The 20,814-nt window shown below is 70.7% G+C and carries 37 protein-coding genes and 3 pseudogenes; 32 read left to right on the plus strand and 8 right to left on the minus strand.

Going from position 1 to position 20,814, the window contains the following annotated elements; genetic code table 11:
* Positions 1-25: 25 nt before the first annotated feature.
* The 6 genes and pseudogenes from ACFY1T_RS08370 to ACFY1T_RS08395 all read right to left on the minus strand — a co-directional run.
* Positions 26-238, minus strand: a pseudogene (locus ACFY1T_RS08370) (Rv3654c family TadE-like protein); the annotation flags it as partial.
* Positions 239-282: 44 nt separating this feature from the next.
* Positions 283-612 (minus strand): TadE family type IV pilus minor pilin, encoded by a 330-nt coding sequence (locus ACFY1T_RS08375; protein ID WP_390787504.1) that lies wholly within the window; start codon positions 610-612, stop codon positions 283-285.
* Between the two features lie 34 nt (positions 613-646).
* A complete protein-coding gene (locus ACFY1T_RS08380) occupies positions 647-844 on the minus strand; it encodes a DUF4244 domain-containing protein (RefSeq protein ID WP_390787505.1) in 198 nt (65 codons plus the stop codon).
* Positions 845-962: 118 nt separating this feature from the next.
* Positions 963-1,739 (minus strand): type II secretion system F family protein, encoded by a 777-nt coding sequence (locus tag ACFY1T_RS08385; RefSeq protein ID WP_390787506.1) that lies wholly within the window; start codon positions 1,737-1,739, stop codon positions 963-965.
* Positions 1,739-2,614, minus strand: coding sequence for a type II secretion system F family protein (locus ACFY1T_RS08390; protein ID WP_390787507.1), 876 nt, complete (start codon positions 2,612-2,614; stop codon positions 1,739-1,741). Before ACFY1T_RS08390 ends, ACFY1T_RS08385 begins: the two co-directional genes overlap by 1 nt.
* A gap of 5 nt (positions 2,615-2,619) precedes the next feature.
* A pseudogene (locus ACFY1T_RS08395) lies at positions 2,620-3,189 on the minus strand (ATPase, T2SS/T4P/T4SS family); the annotation flags it as partial.
* A 45-nt stretch (positions 3,190-3,234) separates the two neighbouring features.
* On the opposite strand from ACFY1T_RS08395, the gene ACFY1T_RS08400 reads away from it, so the two are divergent.
* Both ACFY1T_RS08400 and ACFY1T_RS08405 read left to right on the plus strand, forming a co-directional pair.
* Entirely contained in the window at positions 3,235-3,441 is a 207-nt protein-coding gene (locus ACFY1T_RS08400; RefSeq protein WP_390787508.1) for a hypothetical protein, read from the plus strand.
* Positions 3,441-4,946: a recombinase family protein gene (locus tag ACFY1T_RS08405; protein WP_390787509.1), complete on the plus strand. Its 1,506-nt coding sequence runs from the start codon at positions 3,441-3,443 to the stop codon at positions 4,944-4,946. Before ACFY1T_RS08400 ends, ACFY1T_RS08405 begins: the two co-directional genes overlap by 1 nt.
* 222 nt (positions 4,947-5,168) lie before the next feature.
* Here the strand turns inward: ACFY1T_RS08405 and ACFY1T_RS08410 are convergent, their stop codons facing one another.
* Positions 5,169-5,879, minus strand: a complete 711-nt coding sequence (locus ACFY1T_RS08410; RefSeq protein WP_390787510.1) for a helix-turn-helix domain-containing protein — start codon at positions 5,877-5,879, stop codon at positions 5,169-5,171.
* A 119-nt stretch (positions 5,880-5,998) separates the two neighbouring features.
* On the opposite strand from ACFY1T_RS08410, the pseudogene ACFY1T_RS08415 reads away from it, so the two are divergent.
* From ACFY1T_RS08415 to ACFY1T_RS08520, 22 genes and pseudogenes are all read left to right on the plus strand, one after another.
* A pseudogene (locus tag ACFY1T_RS08415) lies at positions 5,999-6,190 on the plus strand (helix-turn-helix domain-containing protein); the annotation flags it as partial.
* A 119-nt stretch (positions 6,191-6,309) separates the two neighbouring features.
* The gene (locus ACFY1T_RS08420) at positions 6,310-6,960 is read left to right on the plus strand and encodes a hypothetical protein (RefSeq protein WP_390787511.1); all 651 of its coding nucleotides are present in this window, start codon (positions 6,310-6,312) and stop codon (positions 6,958-6,960) included.
* A complete protein-coding gene (locus ACFY1T_RS08425; protein WP_390787512.1) occupies positions 6,957-7,178 on the plus strand; it encodes a hypothetical protein in 222 nt (73 codons plus the stop codon). Before ACFY1T_RS08420 ends, ACFY1T_RS08425 begins: the two co-directional genes overlap by 4 nt.
* Before the next feature lie 8 nt (positions 7,179-7,186).
* A complete protein-coding gene (locus ACFY1T_RS08430; RefSeq protein WP_390787513.1) occupies positions 7,187-7,363 on the plus strand; it encodes a hypothetical protein in 177 nt (58 codons plus the stop codon).
* Complete coding sequence (locus ACFY1T_RS08435; RefSeq protein WP_390787514.1) at positions 7,360-7,626, plus strand: hypothetical protein; 267 nt, start codon at positions 7,360-7,362, stop codon at positions 7,624-7,626. The genes ACFY1T_RS08430 and ACFY1T_RS08435 overlap by 4 nt, the downstream gene beginning before the upstream one ends.
* A gap of 73 nt (positions 7,627-7,699) precedes the next feature.
* Positions 7,700-8,620, plus strand: coding sequence for a bifunctional DNA primase/polymerase (locus tag ACFY1T_RS08440; protein ID WP_390787515.1), 921 nt, complete (start codon positions 7,700-7,702; stop codon positions 8,618-8,620).
* Positions 8,617-9,786 (plus strand): DNA primase, encoded by a 1,170-nt coding sequence (locus ACFY1T_RS08445; protein WP_390787516.1) that lies wholly within the window; start codon positions 8,617-8,619, stop codon positions 9,784-9,786. Before ACFY1T_RS08440 ends, ACFY1T_RS08445 begins: the two co-directional genes overlap by 4 nt.
* A 159-nt stretch (positions 9,787-9,945) precedes the next feature.
* Positions 9,946-10,182, plus strand: a complete 237-nt coding sequence (locus ACFY1T_RS08450) for a hypothetical protein (RefSeq protein WP_390787517.1) — start codon at positions 9,946-9,948, stop codon at positions 10,180-10,182.
* Positions 10,179-10,361 (plus strand): hypothetical protein, encoded by a 183-nt coding sequence (locus ACFY1T_RS08455; protein WP_390787518.1) that lies wholly within the window; start codon positions 10,179-10,181, stop codon positions 10,359-10,361. The genes ACFY1T_RS08450 and ACFY1T_RS08455 overlap by 4 nt, the downstream gene beginning before the upstream one ends.
* Positions 10,358-10,696 carry a hypothetical protein gene (locus ACFY1T_RS08460; RefSeq protein ID WP_390787519.1) on the plus strand — a complete coding sequence of 113 codons (339 nt, stop codon included), beginning with the start codon at positions 10,358-10,360 and terminating at the stop codon, positions 10,694-10,696. The genes ACFY1T_RS08455 and ACFY1T_RS08460 overlap by 4 nt, the downstream gene beginning before the upstream one ends.
* Before the next feature lie 75 nt (positions 10,697-10,771).
* Positions 10,772-11,080, plus strand: a complete 309-nt coding sequence (locus tag ACFY1T_RS08465) for a hypothetical protein (RefSeq protein WP_390787520.1) — start codon at positions 10,772-10,774, stop codon at positions 11,078-11,080.
* Positions 11,081-11,160: 80 nt separating this feature from the next.
* A complete protein-coding gene (locus tag ACFY1T_RS08470) occupies positions 11,161-11,658 on the plus strand; it encodes a single-stranded DNA-binding protein (RefSeq protein ID WP_390787521.1) in 498 nt (165 codons plus the stop codon).
* Positions 11,659-12,009: 351 nt separating this feature from the next.
* Positions 12,010-12,234, plus strand: coding sequence for a hypothetical protein (locus tag ACFY1T_RS08475; RefSeq protein ID WP_390787522.1), 225 nt, complete (start codon positions 12,010-12,012; stop codon positions 12,232-12,234).
* Positions 12,231-12,428, plus strand: a complete 198-nt coding sequence (locus ACFY1T_RS08480; protein WP_390787523.1) for a hypothetical protein — start codon at positions 12,231-12,233, stop codon at positions 12,426-12,428. The genes ACFY1T_RS08475 and ACFY1T_RS08480 overlap by 4 nt, the downstream gene beginning before the upstream one ends.
* Positions 12,425-13,087, plus strand: coding sequence for a hypothetical protein (locus ACFY1T_RS08485; protein WP_390787524.1), 663 nt, complete (start codon positions 12,425-12,427; stop codon positions 13,085-13,087). Before ACFY1T_RS08480 ends, ACFY1T_RS08485 begins: the two co-directional genes overlap by 4 nt.
* The gene (locus tag ACFY1T_RS08490) at positions 13,069-13,239 is read left to right on the plus strand and encodes a hypothetical protein (protein WP_390787525.1); all 171 of its coding nucleotides are present in this window, start codon (positions 13,069-13,071) and stop codon (positions 13,237-13,239) included. Before ACFY1T_RS08485 ends, ACFY1T_RS08490 begins: the two co-directional genes overlap by 19 nt.
* 47 nt (positions 13,240-13,286) lie before the next feature.
* The gene (locus tag ACFY1T_RS08495) at positions 13,287-13,520 is read left to right on the plus strand and encodes a hypothetical protein (RefSeq protein ID WP_390787526.1); all 234 of its coding nucleotides are present in this window, start codon (positions 13,287-13,289) and stop codon (positions 13,518-13,520) included.
* 263 nt (positions 13,521-13,783) lie between these two features.
* Entirely contained in the window at positions 13,784-14,062 is a 279-nt protein-coding gene (locus ACFY1T_RS08500; RefSeq protein ID WP_390787527.1) for a hypothetical protein, read from the plus strand.
* A 20-nt stretch (positions 14,063-14,082) separates the two neighbouring features.
* Entirely contained in the window at positions 14,083-14,421 is a 339-nt protein-coding gene (locus tag ACFY1T_RS08505) for a DUF6907 domain-containing protein (RefSeq protein ID WP_390787528.1), read from the plus strand.
* The gene (locus tag ACFY1T_RS08510; protein WP_390787529.1) at positions 14,418-15,422 is read left to right on the plus strand and encodes a hypothetical protein; all 1,005 of its coding nucleotides are present in this window, start codon (positions 14,418-14,420) and stop codon (positions 15,420-15,422) included. Before ACFY1T_RS08505 ends, ACFY1T_RS08510 begins: the two co-directional genes overlap by 4 nt.
* The gene (locus ACFY1T_RS08515) at positions 15,419-15,583 is read left to right on the plus strand and encodes a hypothetical protein (protein ID WP_390787530.1); all 165 of its coding nucleotides are present in this window, start codon (positions 15,419-15,421) and stop codon (positions 15,581-15,583) included. Before ACFY1T_RS08510 ends, ACFY1T_RS08515 begins: the two co-directional genes overlap by 4 nt.
* Positions 15,584-15,594: 11 nt before the next feature.
* Positions 15,595-15,894 carry a hypothetical protein gene (locus ACFY1T_RS08520; RefSeq protein WP_390787531.1) on the plus strand — a complete coding sequence of 100 codons (300 nt, stop codon included), beginning with the start codon at positions 15,595-15,597 and terminating at the stop codon, positions 15,892-15,894.
* A 49-nt stretch (positions 15,895-15,943) separates the two neighbouring features.
* Here ACFY1T_RS08520 and ACFY1T_RS08525 read toward each other — a convergent pair whose 3' ends face one another.
* Complete coding sequence (locus ACFY1T_RS08525; protein ID WP_390787532.1) at positions 15,944-16,393, minus strand: hypothetical protein; 450 nt, start codon at positions 16,391-16,393, stop codon at positions 15,944-15,946.
* Between the two features lie 517 nt (positions 16,394-16,910).
* On the opposite strand from ACFY1T_RS08525, the gene ACFY1T_RS08530 reads away from it, so the two are divergent.
* From ACFY1T_RS08530 to ACFY1T_RS08565, 8 genes are all read left to right on the plus strand, one after another.
* Positions 16,911-17,090, plus strand: a complete 180-nt coding sequence (locus tag ACFY1T_RS08530; protein ID WP_390787533.1) for a hypothetical protein — start codon at positions 16,911-16,913, stop codon at positions 17,088-17,090.
* A gap of 184 nt (positions 17,091-17,274) precedes the next feature.
* Positions 17,275-17,664 carry a hypothetical protein gene (locus tag ACFY1T_RS08535; protein ID WP_390787534.1) on the plus strand — a complete coding sequence of 130 codons (390 nt, stop codon included), beginning with the start codon at positions 17,275-17,277 and terminating at the stop codon, positions 17,662-17,664.
* Between the two features lie 9 nt (positions 17,665-17,673).
* Positions 17,674-18,699, plus strand: coding sequence for a hypothetical protein (locus ACFY1T_RS08540; protein WP_390787535.1), 1,026 nt, complete (start codon positions 17,674-17,676; stop codon positions 18,697-18,699).
* Positions 18,693-18,992 (plus strand): hypothetical protein, encoded by a 300-nt coding sequence (locus tag ACFY1T_RS08545; RefSeq protein WP_390787536.1) that lies wholly within the window; start codon positions 18,693-18,695, stop codon positions 18,990-18,992. Before ACFY1T_RS08540 ends, ACFY1T_RS08545 begins: the two co-directional genes overlap by 7 nt.
* Before the next feature lie 85 nt (positions 18,993-19,077).
* A complete protein-coding gene (locus ACFY1T_RS08550) occupies positions 19,078-19,659 on the plus strand; it encodes a hypothetical protein (protein ID WP_390787537.1) in 582 nt (193 codons plus the stop codon).
* Positions 19,568-19,957, plus strand: coding sequence for an HNH endonuclease (locus ACFY1T_RS08555; protein WP_390787538.1), 390 nt, complete (start codon positions 19,568-19,570; stop codon positions 19,955-19,957). Before ACFY1T_RS08550 ends, ACFY1T_RS08555 begins: the two co-directional genes overlap by 92 nt.
* Before the next feature lies 1 nt (position 19,958).
* Entirely contained in the window at positions 19,959-20,114 is a 156-nt protein-coding gene (locus tag ACFY1T_RS08560; RefSeq protein ID WP_390787539.1) for a hypothetical protein, read from the plus strand.
* Positions 20,115-20,127: 13 nt separating this feature from the next.
* The gene (locus tag ACFY1T_RS08565; RefSeq protein WP_390787540.1) at positions 20,128-20,568 is read left to right on the plus strand and encodes a hypothetical protein; all 441 of its coding nucleotides are present in this window, start codon (positions 20,128-20,130) and stop codon (positions 20,566-20,568) included.
* Positions 20,569-20,814: the final 246 nt, after the last annotated feature.

Here is a 20,814-nt window from a genome sequence, read left to right on the forward strand (position 1 = left end):
AGCCCTTCGCGGGGCGGGCCGCCACCTCGGCGACCTCACCGCGGACGGTGCAGGAGGCCACCGCCGCGCCCTGGGCCCCGGCGACGCGGCGGGCCGCGGCGCAGGCGGCCTCGGGGCCGTGGGTCCAGGTCGCGGCGGCCGCCAGGGCCGCCAGGTCGGCGGCCGCCGCCGCGCGGTGCCGGGCCACGACGGCCTGGCCGAGCAGCAGCACCCCGCCGAACACCGCCCCCAGCGCCATCGCGACCAGGGCCGCCCACACCGTCGCCGAGCCGCGGTCCCGGCTCACGGCGGCGGCCCCACGCTGTCCTCGGCCAGGGCCACCGCCTGCGCCCCGAGCCGCACCGGCAGCCCGCCCGGGCCCGGCGCCGGCGCGGAGACCCGGACCCGCCACAGGTCCCCCTCCCGCTCCAGCCCCACCCGCGCCCCCGGCGGGGCGGCCGCCCGGGCCGCCGCCTCCGCCACGCCCGGCGGCTCGGAGCGGGCCGCCGCCCGGGCACCGGCCCGGGCCGCGTCCACACACCGGATCTGCGCGGCCGCCGCCATCAGCGCCCACACCAGCAGCGCCGCGAAGAGCACCAGCGCGGGAATCACCAGGGCGGCCTCCGCCGTCACATATCCCCGGTCGTCCGACCTCCGTTCCCTTTCCTCAGAACGGCACATCGAGTGCCTTCCCGATGGTCGACTGAAGTGCCGTGGAGACCACGTCACTCGTCACCACCTTGTACAGAACGGCTGCGAATGCACACGCCGCGATCGTGCCCATGGCGTATTCGGAAGTGGACATGCCCGCGTCGTTCGCACGACCGCCCATCACCGACCGCAGACGAAACCAGATGATCCTCATGACAACCTCCTGTTGATTCGGTTCCTGACGTGATCTCAGCGATGGTCCGAGTGGCTTTTCCGGGCGCCGAGTTGAGGGGCGCCATGACAGACGAGTTACCGAAGTTCCTGATGTGACTTCAGGTGGCGGAGAGAAGGCCTGAGGCCATTCCGATCACCACCGGGGCCACTCCGACCGCGAGAAACGCGGGGAGGAAACACAGCCCCACCGGAGCGGTCACGAGCACCGCCGCCCGCTGCGCCCGAGCGCCGGCCTGCCGGGCCCGGTCCTCGCGCAGGGCCGTCGCCAGGCGGGAGACCGGCTCCGCGGCCGGGGCCCCCGTCCGGGCGGCCCGCTCCAGGCACTCCGCGAGCGCCCGGGCGCCCGGTATCCGCGCCAACCTCCCCCACGCGGCGCCCGGTTCCCCTCCGAGCCGCAGCTCTGCCCCGGCCAGCGCCAGCCGCTCTCCCACGGGACCGCCCAGCGACTCACCCACCACCTCGGCGGCCTCCACCGGCGCCGCCCCGGCCGCGAGGCACGCGGCCAGCAGATCGGCCGCGAAGGGGAGCTGGCGCTGCACCTCCCGCGGATCCACCCCGGCCGGCGGCCGGGCCCTCCGCAGCCAGCGCCACACCCCGATCGCCGCACCACAGCCGGCCAGCACCCCCGGCACCCCGCCGACCAGCACCCATGCCGCGAGCAACGCCCCCGCCGGGCCCGCCCACGCCGTCACCACCGCCCGTATCGCGGACCCGAACACCGGCGCCCGCCGCGCGGGTGCCGCCGACAGCAGCGCGGCGATCCTGCGCCGGGCCGTCCGCGCCCGGAACCGGGACGCCACCGCCGAAGCCGCCCACACCACCGCCACCGCGAGGCACAGCGCCGTCCCCAGCCTGTGGATCGATACGTCACCCATCACCGCTCCCCCGCCCTCACGATCCGCCGGCACCACAACAGCCCCAGCGCCTCCAGCACCCCGCCGGCCAGCAGGCAGCCCCACCCGACCGGGGTGTGCAGCAACACGCGCAGCGGGTCCGCACCGAGCCCGGTGCCGATCAGCAGGCCGACCAGCGGCAGCAGGGCCAGCACCGCCGTCGTCGACCTGGCCCCCGCCAACAGGGCCCGCAGGGACTCCTGCCGGTCCCGCTCGGCCCGCAACGCCCCCTCCAGCCGGTCCAGTCCGGCCGCGAGCCCCGCGCCCCCGTCCACCGAGATCGACCAGCACGCGGCCATCCCGGCCAGCCCTTGCGCCCCGGGCTCCCGCGACGCCTGCCGCAACGCCGCGGGCACGTCTCCGCCGAACGCCGCGGCGGCCAGCACCCCCGCCTCCGCCGGGCCCGGACCGCCCGGGCCCGCGACCGTGCGCCGTATCGCCGCCGTCAGCGCCTGACCCGGCTGGGCCCCCGCCCTCAGCTCGCCCACCGCCGCCCCGCACAGCTCGATCACCCCGGCGGCCCGGGCGCCCCGCTCCCGCTCCCGCTGCCGGACCCGCAGCCACCGCCGCACCAGCGGCACCGCCGCCGCGCCCGCCGCCAGCGGGATCACGGACCCGCCGAGCAACGCGACCACGAGCCCGACCCCGAGGCAGGACCACTCCCGCCACCGCACGGCCCTTACCCGGACCGCGATCAGCAGCCGCTCACGGCGCACCGGCCCCGGGGGCACCACGGGCCCGCCCCCGGCCAGCACCACCCGGGCCCGCCGGGACACCCGGTCTCCCCCGGCCAGCGCCCAGGCTGCCGTCCCCGCGCAGAGCACCCCGGCGAACAGCGGCACCGGCACCGCTGCCACGCCGCTCACCGCGCACCCCGCAGCAGCGGACGCAGCCGCTCCCAGCCCCGCTCCCGCGCGAAGCCCCGGGCCGACCAGCGCAGCGCCGGTACGGTGACCACCAGCCCGGCGGCGTCCCGCTCCAGCACGTGCACCTCGGCCACCCGGCGCCGCCCGGCCCGGTCCCGCACCAGATGGACCACCAGGGTCAGCGCGGCCGCCAACTGGCTGTGCAGGGCCGCCCGGTCGAGCCCGGCGGAGGTCCCGAGGGCCTCGAGCCGGGCCGGCACGTGCGCGGCGGCATTCGCGTGCACCGTGCCGCAGCCTCCTTCGTGACCCGTGTTCAAGGCCGCGAGGAGATCGGCCACTTCCGCGCCCCGGACCTCGCCGACGACCAGCCGGTCCGGGCGCATCCGCAGCGCCTGCCGGACCAGATCCGCCAGGGTGACCAGGCCGGCGCCCTCCTGGTTGGCCGGCCGGGTCTCCAGCCGCACCACATGCGGGTGGTCGGGGCGCAGCTCGGCCGAATCCTCGGCGAGGACGATCCGCTCGCCGGGGCCGGCCAGCCCCAACAGGGCGCTGAGCAGCGTGGTCTTCACGAACCACAGACTGTGACACCCCTGATGGTGCACACTCGGGTCATGGACGAAGAACGCAACGACGAAGCGACCTACCACCGCCGCCGGCCTTCAGCTGATGCGGCCGCCCCTTCGGCTGAGGCGCAAGGCGTCATCATGCGTGCCGAACTCGCCGCCCAGGGCCATGAAGCCGCACCCCCTCAGCCGATTCCAGACGACGTCAAGAAGACCGCCCTGAAGCACGACGACGCCGAAGAGGGCGAAGACTAATGAGCCCAGGGCTCCGCAGTGCCATCGGCGTCGCTGCCGGTATCCGGACCCGTGCCGTCATCTACGTCCGCATCTCGCAGGACCGCACCGGCGCCCACCTCGGCGTCGACCGGCAGCGTGAGGACTGTGAAGCGCTCGCGGAGCGGTACGGCTGGGAAGTCGTCGAGGTCTACGTCGACAACGACATCTCCGCCTACTCCGGCAAGAAGCGCCCCGACTATCGCCGGATGCTCGCCGACCTCGAGCAGGGCCTGGCCACCGTTGTCATCTCCTGGCACACCGACCGGCTCCACCGCTCCCCCACCGAGCTCGAGGAGTACATCGACCTCAGCCAGCGCCGCGGCATCGACACCCACACAGTGCAGGCCGGCGACCTCGACCTGTCGACCTCCTCCGGCCGAATGACCGCCCGGATCCATGGCGCTGTCGCCCGCCACGAGTCCGAGCACAAGGCCGAGCGCGTCGCCCGCGCCCGCCTGCAGAAGGCGCAGGCCGGAAAGTGGGGCGGGGGCATTAGGCCATTCGGGTGGGGAGTGCCCACCGGAGAGACCCGAAAGAAGGTCGACCGGAAGACCGGCGAGGAAGTCGAGGTGCCTGTCCTCGACATGAACCAGCTGGTCCCCGAGGAAGCCGCCGCGATCGAGGTAGGCATCGACATGATCCTGTCGGGCGGCACGATCAAGGGCTGGTGCCGGTGGCTGGCCGACAAGGGCTTGACGACCACCCGCGGAAATCCGATCGGCCACACCGAGGGGCGCGACATGCTGATGCGGGCCAGGAACGCCGGCATTGCCGTCTACCGCGGCGAAGAGATCGGCCCCGGCGGCTGGGCAGCGATCGTGCCCGAGGAGAAGCACAGGGCTGTCGTGGCCGTGCTCATGGACCCGAACCGGCGGACCACCCCGGGCGCTCAGCCGAAGTGGCTCGGGTCCCTGCTGTACCGGTGCGGCCGGGACGACTGCCCGACCACCGTGTACGTCACCCAGTCAGGCGGCGCCCGCTACCCCAGCTACCGCTGCCGGACGGCGCACGGCGGCGGCCGACGGGCGGATCGCGTCGACGAGTACGTGCAGGACACCGTGATCGCGCGACTGTCACGGCCGGACGCTGCTGACCTCCTGCTGCCCGGCCCGTCAGACGTGAACGTCGCCGCCCTACAGGTGGAGAGCGAGCAGATCCGCCGACGCCTCACTGATCTGGCCGCGTTGTTCGGGTCGGGGCAGATCGACATGCAGCAGTTCACCGAGGGCTCGGACGTAGCGCGCGCCCAGCTGGAGGGCGTGCAGCAGCAGATGTCGCGGGCTGCGGTGAAGGACCCGCTGGTAAAGCTCGTTGGCGCAAAGGACGTCGGCAAGGCGTGGCACGCCTTGCCCTTGGAGGAGAAGCGCGGCGTCCTGCGCACACTCGTCACCGTGACGCTGACGCGACCGCGGCTAGGCCCGCTGCCCGATGGGGGACGTTTCGATTATGAAGCCATAAAGTTTACATGGCTTAGAGGAAGCTAAGACCGGGACACAAAAGACCTCTGCGATGGAAGGGCAAGTAAACACGAACTGCTTCACACAGGTAGGTGACACGCCTCGCACTTTCGAAACAAACACAAGGCCCCACCTCTCACACCTAGAAGCCCTACATATAGGGCTACCCCCGCCGCGATGTCGCGCCCTACTCAGAATGCACTTGCAGTATTTGATCCGAGACCCAGCATTCCCCCCTTTCGGCACCCCCTAGGGCTTCGACCGCCCACCTTCAGCCTCCTGAGCGGGAGCAACGTCAGCTTCGAGCGCCTCGAGGTGCGCAGCGAGGCCACCGAACATGACGTCCTTCAGCCCTACCCGCTCAGCTTCCTTAAACATTTGCCCATGAGACATCCCCAGCTTCTTCCAGTGAGCAACCAGAGGCTGCCCATTCGTGAGAAGGCTCGTGCGCGCACCTTTCGCCCCTAGATATGAGGACAAGTTCTCTAGGGCCGTCTGAACCTTTGCCCTCAGGACGACGAGTTCCCTTTGCTCGACGCGATCGCTCACCAGCTCTGCGAAGTGCGGGACAGCCCCGGGATAGGCAGACAGGATCGCGATGATGTCCATGTAGGCCACTCGCGCGTCAAGATCTTTACGCCAAACCGTCATCTCCTTCTCCAGCCAGCTGTCGATATAGCTGGAAACAAGCGCCTCCGGGTACTCGGTGGTGGGGGGGCGTAGCAGATCATGCACGCCCTTACCGAAGACTTTGGCGAAGGCGATCAACTCATCCACGGTGATCTTGCGCCGAGGCTCGCCGCTCTCGATGCGCCACACCGCGGACTGACTAATCGGGCAGCCGGCTTCAGTGACGTACCTGGCCAGCTCGGCAGTACTCCAACCCCGCAGCCCGCGCTCGAAGCGCACATGGGCCGCCACGTTGTCTTCACCGTCGCCGGGCTGAGGATCCTGCGTCACACCCAACGCCTCCCAACGCAATTCATCATGAATCAGAGGCTAGACCGGATTGACTCACGGTGTCCACCGCTGCTCTACTAATGCATGTCGGATCACCGGCCAATCCGGAAGGGATTGCCATGGACGGCGCTGCCCAGACGCAGCCACTCGAACGGTTCTTCACTACGGACGACGTCGCCGAGCGGTACCGCACGGCTCCTGGGACGGTCCGCTACTGGCGTCACATCGGCTACGGACCGGGGAGCACGAAGGTCGGACGCCGCCACCTCTACCCAGAGGCGGAGATCCGTCGTTTCGACGCAGAGCTCATCGCTAGAGCGGTCGCCACCGTAGGCGGCAAGAACAGCGAAGCCGCTGGGGGTCCAGCCCCAACGGCTTCGAGCGAGCACGTCACCCAGACCGCCTGAGAGCAGAGATAGGGACACGCTCAATGACCATCATCGCAGACCAGCCGCAGGCCACCAAGGCGGAGCCCGGCCAGGTGGGCGGCCCGCTTCTGGCCACCGTCCGGCAGGCCCTCGCCGAGACCGGCGCCCGCCAGGCCGTCATCGACGAAGCCGTCCTGGCCGTCGCGAGCGGCCAGGTCCACCAGGCCGCCGCGACGGCGGTGAAGGAGCAGGGCACGCACGCCGTCCGCCCCTTCTTCGACTGCCTCGACCTCGTCATCAACCACATCGTCACCGGCGCTCCGCTGACGGCCGCCCGCGAAGCTGCCGAAGCTCTCGCCGCCACACCGCCCGCACAGGCGGGCCACCACCCGTGGTGCCTGCCCGAGCGGTGCATCCCTCACCGCTACGACGACGGCGCCGTACTCACCGAGCACCTCGGCCCTGCGTACACGACCGAGCTCGCCGACGGGCACGAGGCGCTGCGCCTGCGCGCCGAACTCGGCAGCGACGAGAACCTCCTCGACTACAAGGCCAGCGTGTTCGTCTGGGCCGGCGACAACGACGGACTCTCCTTCGACCAGGACGGCCTCGGCCGCGCCATCGACAACCTCGACACGTTCCTCGATGGACTCCGGCACCTGCATCGCGTCATGGGCCAGCCCCGCGCACCGAAGACGGAGGGGCAGGCGTGACCGCGACCGACTGCACGCTCAGCATCCAAGCCCAGCCGGCTCTGACCCCCAAGGTCATCCGCGCGCTGGTGAACATCGCCGAGGCCAAGCAGGACGCCGAGCCGGCCGTAGCCCGCTTCCTCGACGGCCTCGCGCACCTGGTCGTCCAGAACGGCGACCCGGACACCGTCTTCGACTTCGCCCTCGCCGTCCTCGACCGCGACGAGGTCGGACAGTGACCGGCGCTATGACGGTCCCGGCCGTCATGGACCGCCCGGTCCGGGATCCGGACCCGGACCGCAACGCCGCCTATTGGGCGCGCATCGACGCCATCGTCGCAGCCGCCCCCGAGCTCAGCACCGCACAGCGGATCAAGCTGCGCGGCATCTTCCAGCAGGCCGACCGCCAGGAGGCAGCAGCATGACGACGCACCCGGGCGATTGGCCCGTCAGCAACCCCGTCGACCTCGACCAGCTGCAGGACGGCTACACCGCCGACGAGATCGAACAGCGCCACCGCCTGAACGCCGAGCGCGCCCGATTCGAGATCACCCTCAACTCGGTACGCGCCGACCTCGAAGAGCAGCCCAGCCCGGCCTGCGTTCGCGCGGCCGCCCGCCGCTGGCACGACGCCATCACCGCCATGACCGACGACGTCAGCGCCACGCTCCTGCGGAAGAGCGCCTGACGGCACGGGCGGGCGTACCCGGTGCGCCCGCCCTTCACGGACCCCAACCCAGCTCGAAGAGAAGAGCACGTTCGTGAACGTCGGCATCAAGATCCCCCCGGCTCCGCTGGATGCCGCCCTGGCCTACGCCTCCATCGGCGTCAAGGTCTTCCGTGTCCGGCGCGACAAGGCGCCCTACGCCAACTGCAACTCCTGCGACAAGCGGCACCCCTCCTACATCAAGCACCGACCCGAGGACTGCCGGTGCGGCGTGCCCACATGCCACGGCTTCTGGGCAGCCACCACCGACGCAAACCTGATCCGCCACTGGTGGACCGAGGAACCGGACGCCAACATCGGCGCCCCCTGCAAGCTCAACGGCTGGGCCGTGCTCGACGTCGACCCCCGCAACGGAGGCTACGCCTCGCTCTGCGCCCTGGAGCAGCGGGTGGGAGTCCTTCCCGGCACCACCATGCAGATCACCGGAGGCGACGGTCTGCACATGCTGTACCGATCCCCCGGTTTCGACCTGCCCGGCGAGCCCTTCCCCGGCATCGACTTCAAGCACAACGGCTACATCCTCCTCGCCCCGTCCGTGCACTCCTCCGGCAACCGATACCGCTGGGCCGGCAGCGGCCGATATCACCCTGCGGTCGCTGCCTGGCCCGAAGCGCTCCTCCCCCGGAAGGAGAAGCGGCCCATCCCGGGGCCGCGTCCTGCCCGCAGCACCTTCCCGCCCGCGTCACACAAGGGACGGCCTGGAGGCGGAAAGATGTGGACTGTCGCTGACCTCGTCCAGCACGTCATGGACTCGGACAACGGCGCTCGCAACAACCGGCACTACTTCGCCGCCTGCCGCGCCCACGAGCTCGCCGCCCAGAACCTCATCGACCTCTGTGAGGCGCAGCAGGCTCTCCTGTCCGCCGCCTCCGCCATCGGCCTCACCGACTCCGAAGCCCGGAACTCCTTCGACAGCGCCGCCACCCGCCCTGCGGACAAGAGGTGGGCCGCGTGACGACAGAGATCAACGCGGCCATGGACGCCTACTTCGGTCCAGATGATGAGCCGCCGCCCTACGACTGGGAGGAGGCCTCGGCCGCGCCGCAACAACCGCGGGAACCCGTACCCCGCACCTGGGGAGCGCAAGACCTGCGGAGCGTCCTCGACGGCACGTACAAGCCGCCACAGCCGACCGTCGGGAACCGGGACGACGGTGCGGGCCTGTTCTACCCCGGCAGGATGAACAGCATCGCCAGCGAGTCCGAGGCGGGTAAGACGTGGTTCGCGCTGATCGCCTGCCTGCAGGAGATCAACAAGGGCAACCACGTCATGTACCTCGACTTCGAGGACGATGCGGGCGGAGTCGTCGGCCGCCTCCTGGCCCTCGGCGCCGTGCCCGCGGACGTCCTTGAGCGGTTCCACTACGTTCGCCCGGAGAACAAGCCGAGCGACGTCGACCTTGTCGACCTCACCGCCGTCCTCGCGTACTCGCCGACCCTGGCGATCGTCGACGGCGTCACCGAAGGCATGTCCCTGTACGGGCTGGAGATCAAGGACAACACCGACATCGCTGCTTTCGGCCGCCAGCTTCTGCGCCCGATCATGAACAGCGGGGCGGCGGTCGTCACCCTCGACCACGTCGTCAAGTCCAGCGAGAACCGCGGCAGATACAGCATCGGCGGCGTACACAAGCTCAACGGCCTCAACGGTGTCATGTACGTCATGGAGAACCGGCGCCCCTTCGGCGTGGGCGTGGTCGGCAAGTCCACCATCCGCATCGCCAAGGACCGGCCGGCTCAACTCCGTAAGAACGGCCTGCCGCACTCCAGCGGCATGCACTGGTACGCCGACCTTGTGATCAAGTCCGAGACCGTCGAGTTCGCCGAGGCGCATCTGTACGCGCCCGTCCAGCGCGACGAGCAGGAGCGCCAGGAGGACGAGGAGCAGAAGCGCCTGGGCGCCCTCAAACGCAAGGTGCTGGACGCCCTCGCGAAGGCCAAGGCGCCGCTCACCGGCAAGGGCATCGAGGACCGCGTCACCGGCAAGGCTGCCGACGTCCGCCGCGCGGTCGCCGAGCTCATTGATAGCGGGCAGATCGAGGCCTGTCCCGGCCCCCGGAACGCCACCCACCACTCACTCCCGACCACCCCCAAAGCCGAGTCCGAAGATCAAGCTGCCTGACCTCGTCCCCACCTCGTCCTCACCTCGTCGGGACGAGGTGAGTGAGACCTCGTCCCTCGTCCCACTTCTTTAGGTGGGACGAGGACGAGGTCACACAGGAACACCGTCTGCAGGTGCTCGGGACGAGGACGAGGTCACGACTGACCCAGGAGAACCACCGTGAACCTGCCCACCCCTGTCACCGGCCTCGCTACCGCTCAACCCGGCTGGACTGCCAACGTCAATGACCTGCAGACCGGTGATCCGGTCAACTGCCCGATTGTCGCCTGGGCATCCGTCATGGACGCACCCGGCGAGACGACCCTCTGCCCGGTGTTTGTAGCGCACGGCCAGCTCTGGACCAGCTTCGACTATCCGGTCGGAACCCGTCCCGCGATCCGGCCGCCCCAGCCGTGAACGTCGACGACGTCATCGCCGAGCGCATCGCGGCCGCCCGGGCCCGCGCCGAGCGGGCCAAGAAGCAGCGCGCCGCCCGAGCCGCCGCCCGCAAGCGTGGCATTGCCATCCGAAACGCCGCCAAGCTCCGCCAGCGCAACTACCGCCAGCACGCTGGCCCCGACAAGGAGAGCCCGTGAGCACGAAGCAGCCGCGCCTGGTCCTCGCCAGCGACCCGACGGACCCCCTGACCGCTAAGGCCCACCGGCGCCTCCTCGACCGTGCGGCGGAGGCCTACGGCATCGCCCACCACTACGCCCTGCAGGAAGCGTCCGACGCGGAGTCCGCACACCAGGAAGCACTGGCGGCAGCACTGGCCGCCGTCGGACCCGGCTACGGCGCCGCCGCCATTCACGGCGTCAGCGAACGACTCGCGGCCGACCTACCCGAGACGACCTTGCGCACCCTCGGCGACTGGGCCGCCGAGATCGACCTCGAGGTAGTCGAGGACATCACCGGGGCCAACGGCACCTGACCGTCTCGGCAACCGTGGGGCTCTGCCCCATGGCTGCCCAAGAGCAGCCTCGCCAACGAACCCAAGGAGCTCTTCATGAACGCCGTCACCGTCATCCCGCTCGGCGACAACCGCGCCACCACGTTCACCGTGCAGACCCTGCCTGTCACCACTGGATCGTGCGCCGATGGGCACGGCAGCTGCGGGAAGCCCGGTGTGGTCGCCATCCGCAACACACTATCCCAGGAGGAGCCGGCCGAGACCAGCACTCACCGAGTCACCTTCTGCGCCGAACACCAGGACGCCGCCCCCAGGATGCACGCGGTCTGGGTGGATAGCGCACGCGAACTGCAGGACCCCGTCAAAAACGCGGCCTTCCTCGCCAGCGCCGGCATCACCGACTGACCCGCCTGACGACCGGCCCGCAGGAACCGGGCTGGCCTCCCCCCGGCATCCCGCGAACACTCAACCTGAAGGAGTCCGCCATGGCAGGCGAGACCGTGATCACCATTGTCGGCAACCTCGTCGACGACCCCGAGCTCCGCTTCACCCCCGCTGGCGCCGCCGTCTGTAAGTTCCGCGTCGCCTCGACCCCTCGCGTGTTCAACAAGACGACGAACGAGTGGGAGGACGGCGACAGCCTGTTCCTCACCTGCTCCGTCTGGCGCCAGGCCGCCGAGAACGCCGCCGCCACCCTCGCCCGCGGCATGCGCGTCATCGTCCAGGGCCGCCTCAAGCAGCGCTCCTACGAGGACCGCGAGCAGGTGAAGCGGACCGTGTACGAGCTCGACGTCGACGAGGTCGGTCCGTCGCTCCTCCGCGCCAGCGCCGTGGTCACCAAGAACCCGGCCGGCAGTCAGGCCGCAAGCGCCCCTGCGCAGCACCCCGCCCCCGCTGCACAGGCCAGCGGATGGGGCAGCCAGTCGGCGGCCCCCGCGGCAGCTCCGGCGGCCGCTGGCTACTCCGACGAGCCCCCCTTCTAAGCCGATGGACCACGACCGTCCGACCCCGCTTAGCTCAGACGGCAACGCAGGTCTGCATGGGTCAGAGGCTCGCGCAGGTGCGGGGCAGCGCCCCGCACCTGCGGGCGTACCCACACGGCTGCAGCACCCCCATCGCGCCGCTACCGCCGACCCACTGCGCGATCGCACCGACAGGCTGTACCGCGCTCTCGACCGGGCGCACGCCCTGACCGAGCAGTGGGCCGACGACCAGACCTTGATCACCCGATCCGCTGCGGCCGACCTATTCGCCTCGCTGATCGATCTCAACGGATGGGAGCAGTCCGACCCGCCCACGCAAGCCCTCCGCCTCGTAACCGACGGGAGTCAGCAGTGACCGCCTCACCACCCTTCAACGCCGCCCTCTTCAAGTCCGTCACCGCCAGCCTCGGCGTCGATAGCCGGCCGGTAACCGACGCCTTCGGACGACCCGACTTCACCATCGACCGGGCGGGCATGGAGCAGCTCCGTGACGGGGCGCGCGCCGTCGGCGAGAACGACTTCGCCGACCGCATCCAGCAGCTGCTCGACGTCGGCGGACGGAGGGACCTGTCATGACCTCCGACGAGATCGCCTGGCTCGCCACGGGCATGGAGCTCGGCGTCGTGCTTTGTTTGCTCGCGTCGTCCATCAGCACCGTGCGAGAGGCTCGTCGCACCGAGGCCTACGCCGAGGCGACCGCCACCCAGGCGCGGAAGTACAGGGCGACCGACGGGTGGCGCGCCGTGCTCGTCGACGGGGAGACGCCGTGAGCGTCTGCCTGCTGTGCAACCAGCCCGACGAGACCGGCGGCCACCTCTGCCCTTGCTGCACGAAAGCCACCGTCGGCCGGCTGGCCGCCCTACCCGGCCTGTATGACGAGCTGCTGCCGTTCCTCACTCCGGGGAGCGGCAGCAGCCCCGCCCGACGGGCGGCGGCAGTGTCGGCGCCGATGCCGGTGTCCGAGATCGTGCTCAGCCTGCGCGGCCCGGGCGGCATGACCGGGATCGTTGAGGACTGGGTCGCCGCTGTCCGTGCGGCCCGGGACATGGGGCCGGCCTCCGCGGTCGGCTCCGTGTCGGCACGACTGAGCGCCGCGGTCCGCGAGCTGGTCAACCACATGCCTTGGGTCTCCGTGTCCTGGCCCGACGCGGGCACCTTCGCTGAGGAGATCCGAGACCTCGTGCGCGATGTCGTCTCCATCGTCGACCCGCGCGACCGCAGCGACCGAGGTACCCGCCTCGGCGCCTGCCCCTCCGTGGACACGAGCGGCGTGATCTGCGGGGCGATCCTCCGCCACTACTCCGGCGCCAAGGCCGTGGCGTGCGACTGGTGCGGCTGCACCTACCCGCCGGCGACCTGGCCCGGCCTGAAGGCCTGGATGGACCACGACGAGCAGAAGGAGGCAGGGCAATGGCAGAGCGCATCGTGACGTGCCGGATGACCGACCGTTGGGGTAACCGCTGCACCGGCGAGGCCATCGACCCCGATGGTGAGGCCCTGATCTGCATCAGACACTACGCCGCGGCGGTCCGGACGATAGAGGCCGCGAAGGCCAACCTCGCTCGAGTACAGCCGAGTTGAACACCACATCCTTGCAATCCAACCCAGGGTTGGATACGCTTCAGGAGATGGAAGCGAAGTCCTGGCGGGACCGCGTCCTACAGGAAGACGAGCTGGTGGAACAGCTCCAACTCCAGGTGTCGCAAGCCGCCAAACGCAGAGCAGGAGCCCTGCTCGAAGGCGTCGCCGAACTCGGATCCGTAGCCGAAGTAGCTCGGGTTCTGGGGAAGAGCTGGAACGCCATCGACAAGGCGATCAAGAAGAACGGGCCCGGCGAACCGGGCCCCGACACAACCGAATAGAGCGGGAGCCGGACGACAGCTCTTCCAGGTGGTGGAACACCCGGAAGGCGCGCGCGTCGCCCGACTCCCTGACCCAGTACTTCCTGACCTAACCAGGAGGACTCGGCTATGCCGAAGCTTACGGCGCGTGCGCACGAACACGCCCCTGCCCCCTTGTCCAGCAGGCGCTTGGCCGCCGCTGGCACCCACCACCCGGGCGACAGCGACCCGAACCCCGACGAGGCCCTCCGCCGCGTCCGCGCCACCCGCCCCGGCGGTGCACGATGACCGAGATCACCAGCCACCCCACCGAGATCTGCCGCACCCTCCTGCAGTGCATCGCCGACACGCTCATCGTCGTCGACCCGCAGGACCCCATGGACGAGGCTACACGCGTCACCGAAGCACACCGGTACGCCGGCCTCTTGCACACGGCCGATTGCTCCGCCGCCATCGCCACCGAGCGCGAGATCCTCGCCCTCGCCCCGGCTGTCCGGCCCGGCACCACTCGCGACGAGTACGCCGCCCAGCTGCGCCTCGCAGCCCAGGGGGTGACCGCATGAACGCGCCGCGCACCGTCACTGTGCCAACCGTCGACCACGGGCTGATCACCCTCACCTGCCCGGCCTGGTGCACCCAGCACGACATCCGGCTGCCCCAGTACAAGGCCGACCTCAGCCACACGGGGCCGGAGCACATCTTCCGCTTCGACGGCGACGAGCTGTTCAGGGCGATGCTCACGCAGTATCCCTTCGGAAGCGGCAGCCGCGAGACCGGCCTGTACATCGAAGAGGGCGGCTTCGCCCGCACCCTCGACCCCGCCGGCCTCCGGCAGCTCGCCGCCACCCTCACCGTCCACGCCGTGCACCTGCGGACCCTCGCAGGCCAGCTCGACGGCATCGTGAGTGGGGGTGACCGGTGAACCCCAGCTCACGCTTCGTCAGCATGGCCGGGGCCATCACCGCGTGGCGGCTCGCCCGCTCCGTGGTGTCCCTCGCCGCCCTGCTGACGGCCGGATGGAGTCTGTACGCCGTCGGCCGCCACTACGACGCGCCCGAGGTCGTCGCCGCAGCAGCCGTCGCCGTGTTCGACGGCATCGCCTACGCCTGCCAGCACCTCGCCTCCGAGGCATCCAAGGAAGGCCGCTCCGCCGTCGGCGCCCGCCTAGCCACCCTCGCCATGGCTGGCACCAGCGTCTACCTGAACGACTTCCACGCCGACCTGATCGACGGCGGCCCCGCTGCCAGCGTGCTGTTCTCGGTCCCCACCCTCGCCCTCCTCGCAGTGTCCGAGCTCGCCTGGGCCGGTCCACGGGCTGCCGCCCGAGCCAGCCGTGGCGAACAGCCCTACCGGCCACCCGCGTTCGGCGGCTGGGCATGGCTCCTCGCACCCGGCAAAGCCGGCCAAGCCATGAAGAGCCGCGCCCTCGACCACATCGAGGCAGCAGGCCGGGCGCCCACCCCGCCCCCGAAGGACCGGACCGCGACCGCGGTGCTCCGCGAGAGGTTCGCCGAAATGGACCCGGGTGATGCGATCCGCATCGCTCATGGTGCGCAGCCTGATATGCCACCCGCCGAGCTGGCCGCGCTTCTCATCACCTACGGCGTGATCGTCGACGCCGTCCAGGTCGCCCTCATCCTCGGCCGCACCCCGGCCAGCATCACCCTTGAACGTGACGATGCACCTGATGCGCCGCATGATGCGCCCCAGGTCACCAGCCCCCTGGCCGTCGACAAGGCCCAGGCCATCCGTGACGCGGCCGCCGCGCTCGGCGCCAAGCCGAAGGCCGCCGAGATCGTCGACCGCGTACAGCGCATCAACCGCATCACCGTCGATGAGCCCTACGTCCGCACCGTCCTGTCCCGGGACCGGCGCAAGCCCAAGCCCCAGAGCGACCGCGAGCGGACGGGGTTCTACCCGTGATCACCTACCACGGGCTCGGCTACTGGGGACTCCTCACCATCCTCGCCGCGCTCATCCTCCTGCGCCTCCTGCCCGCCGGTAGCCGCGCACACAAACTCCTCGCCCGGGCCGTCCTCGGAGCCCTCGCCCTCATCGCGGCCATCGTCGCCCTCTCGTACTGAAGGACCCACACGTGAAGACCAGTCTGCTCGCCGCCATCGATACCGCCAGCGCCCACACCATGGCCGCACCCAACGCTCCCACCGGACAGGGCGGCTCCGTCCCCATCTCCGTCCTGCTCGTCATCGTCCTCGCCGGCTGGGCCTGGCAGATGCACAAGCACGGCAAGGACACCAAGAAACTCCACCTCCTCCCCGGCTTCGTCTGCCTCGGCCTCGGCCTGTCCCTGTCCGGCACCCAGGTCGGCGCGCTCATCGGCGGCCTCTTCGGCAGCGTCGGCGGCATGCTCGCCACCTTCGTCGGCAACGCCTGACGTGATCGGCCCCGAGGACGACACCCTCGACCTCACGGACGACCTCGCGTCACTCCGTGAGGCGCCCGGACCGCCGTGCCAGTGCTGGTTCCATCGGCGGGCCGACCACGCGCAGCAGCTCACCGATGGCGGCCGGGCCCTTGCCCGAGAGCTCGGCCGCCGCCTGGCAGGCGACACCATCGGCAGCCTCGCTCTCCGTTACGGGGTGGCGGCTTACGCCCTCGGCCACGTCGGCCAGGCGCTCCCGGAAGTCCCCTTCGCCGGACCGGCCGCCGCGGCGGCCCTGGCCGTCGCCGCCTGGCGCGCAGGGCGGCCCGTCCCGCCGAGCCTCGAACAGCTCCAAGGCGACTTCCTCGACGGCCTGCTCGGCCTCATCGGCGACCGGCCCGGCATTCACCTCCGCGAGCTGTACGACGCCCTTCAGGGCCACCCTGCCGGCCAGCACCTCGACGATGCCCGGATCCGCGCGCTCCTCGTCGCCTGCCAGCTCCCAATCCACAAGAGCCTCCGTATCGGGGCCGTCACCGGCCTGTCCGGCATCAAGGCCGCCGACATCGAAGCTCTACTCCCCCGCGAACCCCTTCCCGCCCCTTCCGGCGATGTAGACGCAGGTCAAAGTCCTCCGGAAGAGGCGGTAGACCGCCCGTAGACCGGGCCGTAGACCACCAGGACAAGCCCATGCGACGCCACGTCCACGCCCTCATCCACAGGCTGTGCGCGAACCCCACCTACTGCACTAACTGCGGGTGGTGGACCAAGCCCGGCTGCGGCTGCCCGTAGCGGACACCCCGAGAAAAGTTGGGGTCCGCGCCCTGTCCGCACCGCCGTGATTGAAGTAAGGGACGGATACTCAATTGGAGGAATCATGATCACTCAACCCTGCGGCTGCGGCGGCACCATCAGCTTCGACGCCCGGCGAGCCGCCCAAGAACGTCCTGCACCGCGACCCGCACGGCGCCCTCGCCCGCTGCCCTCTCAGCCGCGACCCCGGCCGGCAGTAGCGGCACACTGGAGTCATGCCCGAGCCGCTCCTCGTCGACCTCTACGCCGCCCACGCCGCCACCGGAGCCAGACCCGGCACCATCCGCGTCTGGCTCCACCGTGGACACCTCACCCACCACGGCCACGACAAGGCCGGCCGAACCCTCGTCGACCTCAACGAACTCCAAGCCCGACTAACGCCACAGGCCGCTTGACTGGCATTAGTCGCAGGTGTAACAGTGAGGGCACGCCCGGCATGCCCGGACACGAACCTCAGAGAGCCCCGCCACCGTGCGGGGCTCTCGCACGTCACAGACGGATCACAGGCACCTCAGCGGGGACAACCGCCCGGGTCGAGGGCCCCGGGCGCCACCCCGCCGATCACCACCGGGAGGACCCGTGGCCAGCGCGCTCTACCCCGCCTTCAAGCAGCTGCTCCTCGGCGGCGGCATCAACCTCAGCAGCGCCGACATCCGCGCGATCATCATCGACAGCGCCGACTACGCGTACAGCGCAGCCCACGACTTCCTGGACGACGTCCCCGCGCCCGCTCGCGTCGCCGTGTCCGCCGCACTCGGCTCCAAGACGATCACCAGTGGCGTGTTCGACGCCGCGGACGTCACCCTCTCCTCGGTCACCGGCGACAGCGTCGAAGCGGTCATCCTCTACCACCACACCGGCAGCGACGCGACCGCCGAGCTGATCGCCTACGTCGACGGCATCACCGTGACCCCCAACGGCGGCAACATCACCATCCAGTGGAACGCCTCCGGCATCTTCGCTCTGTGAGGTAGCGCCATGGCCGTAGGTCAACTCGCCCACCTCGCCGACACCGTCACCCTCTCCTCCGGCAACTCGGCCTCGGCCACCGTCCCCAACGACGGGTCAGTCGCCGTCGGTGACCTCCTCCTCGCCGCCTGCGTCATGCCGTCCGGCAGCCGGACGTTCTCCATCTCCGGCGGCGCCGGCGCCTGGACCAGCCTCGGCACCGCCATGCAGTCCGGGCATATGTCCCAGCTGTGGTGGCGCATCGCCGAGGCCGGCGACCTCGGCGCGAGCATCACAGTCACCCCGAACACGGGGGCCATCCGCCAGGTGCTCCTCCTCGGCCGCGTCCGCGGCGCGCTCGCATCCAACCCGATCGCCTCCGCGTCCAACACGTCCGTGGCCGCCACCACCAAGACGACCCCGTCCCTGGGCTCAGTGGGCGCGGCCAGCCGCGAGATCGGCATCGTCTGGGACTCCCGCGGCGCCGCGACACCGCAGACGGCGGCCTGGACCGCGCCCGCGGGGCACACCCGCCGCGCGCAGGCCTTCACCACCTCCGGCAGCGGCGCTTGCTCCGGCGCGTGGGGCGACTCCGACGCCACCGTGTCCGGGACGATCGGCTCCCGCGTCTGGACGGCCGACCAGTCCGCCCTCGGCTCCGCCTGGACTCTCGCCATCGCCCCGGGGGACCAGGTCGTCTCCCCCGCACTCCTCGCGTCCACCGCCACGCTGTACGCGGCCACCCTGGCCCCGGGCGCCGCTACCTTGGCGCCCGCGCGCATCGAGTCCACCTCGACGCTGTACGCGGCCGCCGCGGCCCCCGGTGCCGTCACAACCACGCCCGCGCGCATCGAGTCCACCGGCGCCCTGTACGCGCCCGCGCTCACCACCGGGCCGGTCACCGCGACGCCGGGACGGATCGAGTCCACCGCGGCCGTGTATGCCCCGAGCGTCGGCCTGTTCGACCCGGACATCACCCTGACCGTCGGTGCCCCGGCCGCGCGCTGGGCCGTCGCCGCCCCTACGCCAGGCTGGGAGGTTCGAGCACCGTGGTGATCCCCGCCAGCAGCCTGGAGTACGTCAGCGTCGCCGTGACGACCGCGCCCGCCGGCATCGACCTCACCGGCACCGCGCCGCAGTTCGCGTTCCTCCCCGCGGCGAACCGGGCGAACCCCAGCTCTGGCCAGTGGGTCAACGGCCAGTGGGACGGCAGCAGCACCGCACGCGTTCTCGTCGGGCCCGACGGCGCCGCCACACTCACCCGCGGTGACTGGCACGTCTGGATCAAGATCGACCCGCCCAACGACGAGCTGATCGTTCGCCGCGCCGGAACACTCACCGTGACCTGACGCGTCACGAAACGGCAACTCGGCCACGGCCGACGCCCGGCCCCGCGCATGATGCTCCCTCACCACCACCGCACTGGGGGACCACATGCACGCCCGCGCCACAGCCGCCTGCACCACGGCACTCCTGCTCGCCCTCACCGCCTGCAGCAGCACCCAGGACGACAAGCCCGCCGTCAGCCCCTCGCCGAGCACCGCGCAGTCCTCAGCCTCCGCGAGCGCCTCACCCAGTGCCACCCGCGCCGCACCGCTCGCCTTCGGCCAGACGGTGACCACCAGCGCCGCGCAAGACGGCTCCGTCGCCACAGCCACGGTCATCGGATACCAGCAGGGCGTCAGGGCGCAGCAGAGCGCCGACGAGGAGAACGGCACCGACGGCTACGTGTGGGCAGCTCTGGAGCTCAAGGTCTGCAGCACCAAGGGCACCGTCAGCACGTCGCGGTTCCCCTGGGTCCTCTCCTACACCGACGGCACACGCATCGAGCCCAGCGGCACTACGTTCGGTGACTTCCCCAAGCCGGAATACCCGTGGGAGGCCACTGTCAAGGAAGGTGACTGCGTCCGCGGCAAGACCGTGTATGCCGTGCCCTCCGCCCAGCGGCCGGCCAAGGCCCTGTACACCACCAAGCTCCTCCCCGAGCCTGCAGAGTGGACCGTACCGGCAACATGACGAGGTGGCGGCCGTGGCCGGTAACCCCCGCAACGGGCGCCCGTACCGGACGCTGTGCGCCCGACAACGGTCCCTCGGCTTGCCCTGCTGGATCTGCGGCCAGGACATCCCGTATGAGATCACCGGCCCCGAAGCCGGCCGCCACCCGGCCGCGTTCACCCTCGACCACCTCGTCCCCCTGTCCAAGGGCGGCGACCTCCTCGATCCGGCCAATGCCCGCAGTGCGCACCGGCGGTGCAACTCCCGCCGCGGCAACCGGCTAACCGTCCGTACACCCGGGACGTCAAGGAGGTGGTGACGTGCTCACCGTGGATGAGGCCATCGGCAACGCCGCCCGACTGCTGCAACAAGCGGAGCTGGAGACCAATCTCGCGCTGATGGAGAGGCTCGACCAGCTCGCCTGCTCCTGGCTGTCCACCGCCAACCTGCTGATGGAGCGCGAACGCCAGGCGTGAGGAGGCGGGCTGCATGCTGTACGTCGTGACCGGCCCTCCGGCTGCGGGCAAGAGCAGTTGGATCGCCGCCCGCGCGCAGGCCACCGACATCGTCATCGACCTCGACCGCATCACCCTCGCTCTCTCCGGGCCGGGTGCCCCCAACTGGAACCAGGACGAGATCCTCCGGAAGGTCTCCCTCCGGGCGCGCTTCGCCGCGATCGATGAGGCGGTCAAACACCGTGAGGCCACCGACGTCTACCTGATCCACACCATGCCCAGCGCCAAGGCCACCGCCCGGTACACGCGACTCGGCGCGAAGATCATCGTGGTCGACCCCGGCCGGGACATCGTCATGCAGCGCGTCCGCGACATGCGCCACACAGGCATGGAGGCGGTGGCCACCCGGTGGTACAGCCGGCGGGGTAGGACCGTGGGCGAGCGCACCGGTACGCAGGCCTCCCGCCCCTGGTAGCCCGAGCGGCAGCCGCTCCCCCACCCCACCGCCTGCCCCGGCCCGCTGGGCCGCGCGGCGCCGAACCATGATCGAAAGCTCATCACGGATCGCGACACTGCGACCCCCCGACCCCCCGGGGGGAGGGGCCTATGGCCGTCGAGGATTTCAAGGCGCCGGGCGACCCAAACCGCACTTGTCGCCCGGTTTTTTGCGCAGGCCGATTTCAAGATCTACTTCGGGAATGGCAGCGTTCCTGATTTAGCG

Source organism: Streptomyces sp. NPDC001194, from assembly GCF_042896985.1.
In the GTDB taxonomy this organism is placed as follows: domain Bacteria; phylum Actinomycetota; class Actinomycetes; order Streptomycetales; family Streptomycetaceae; genus Streptomyces.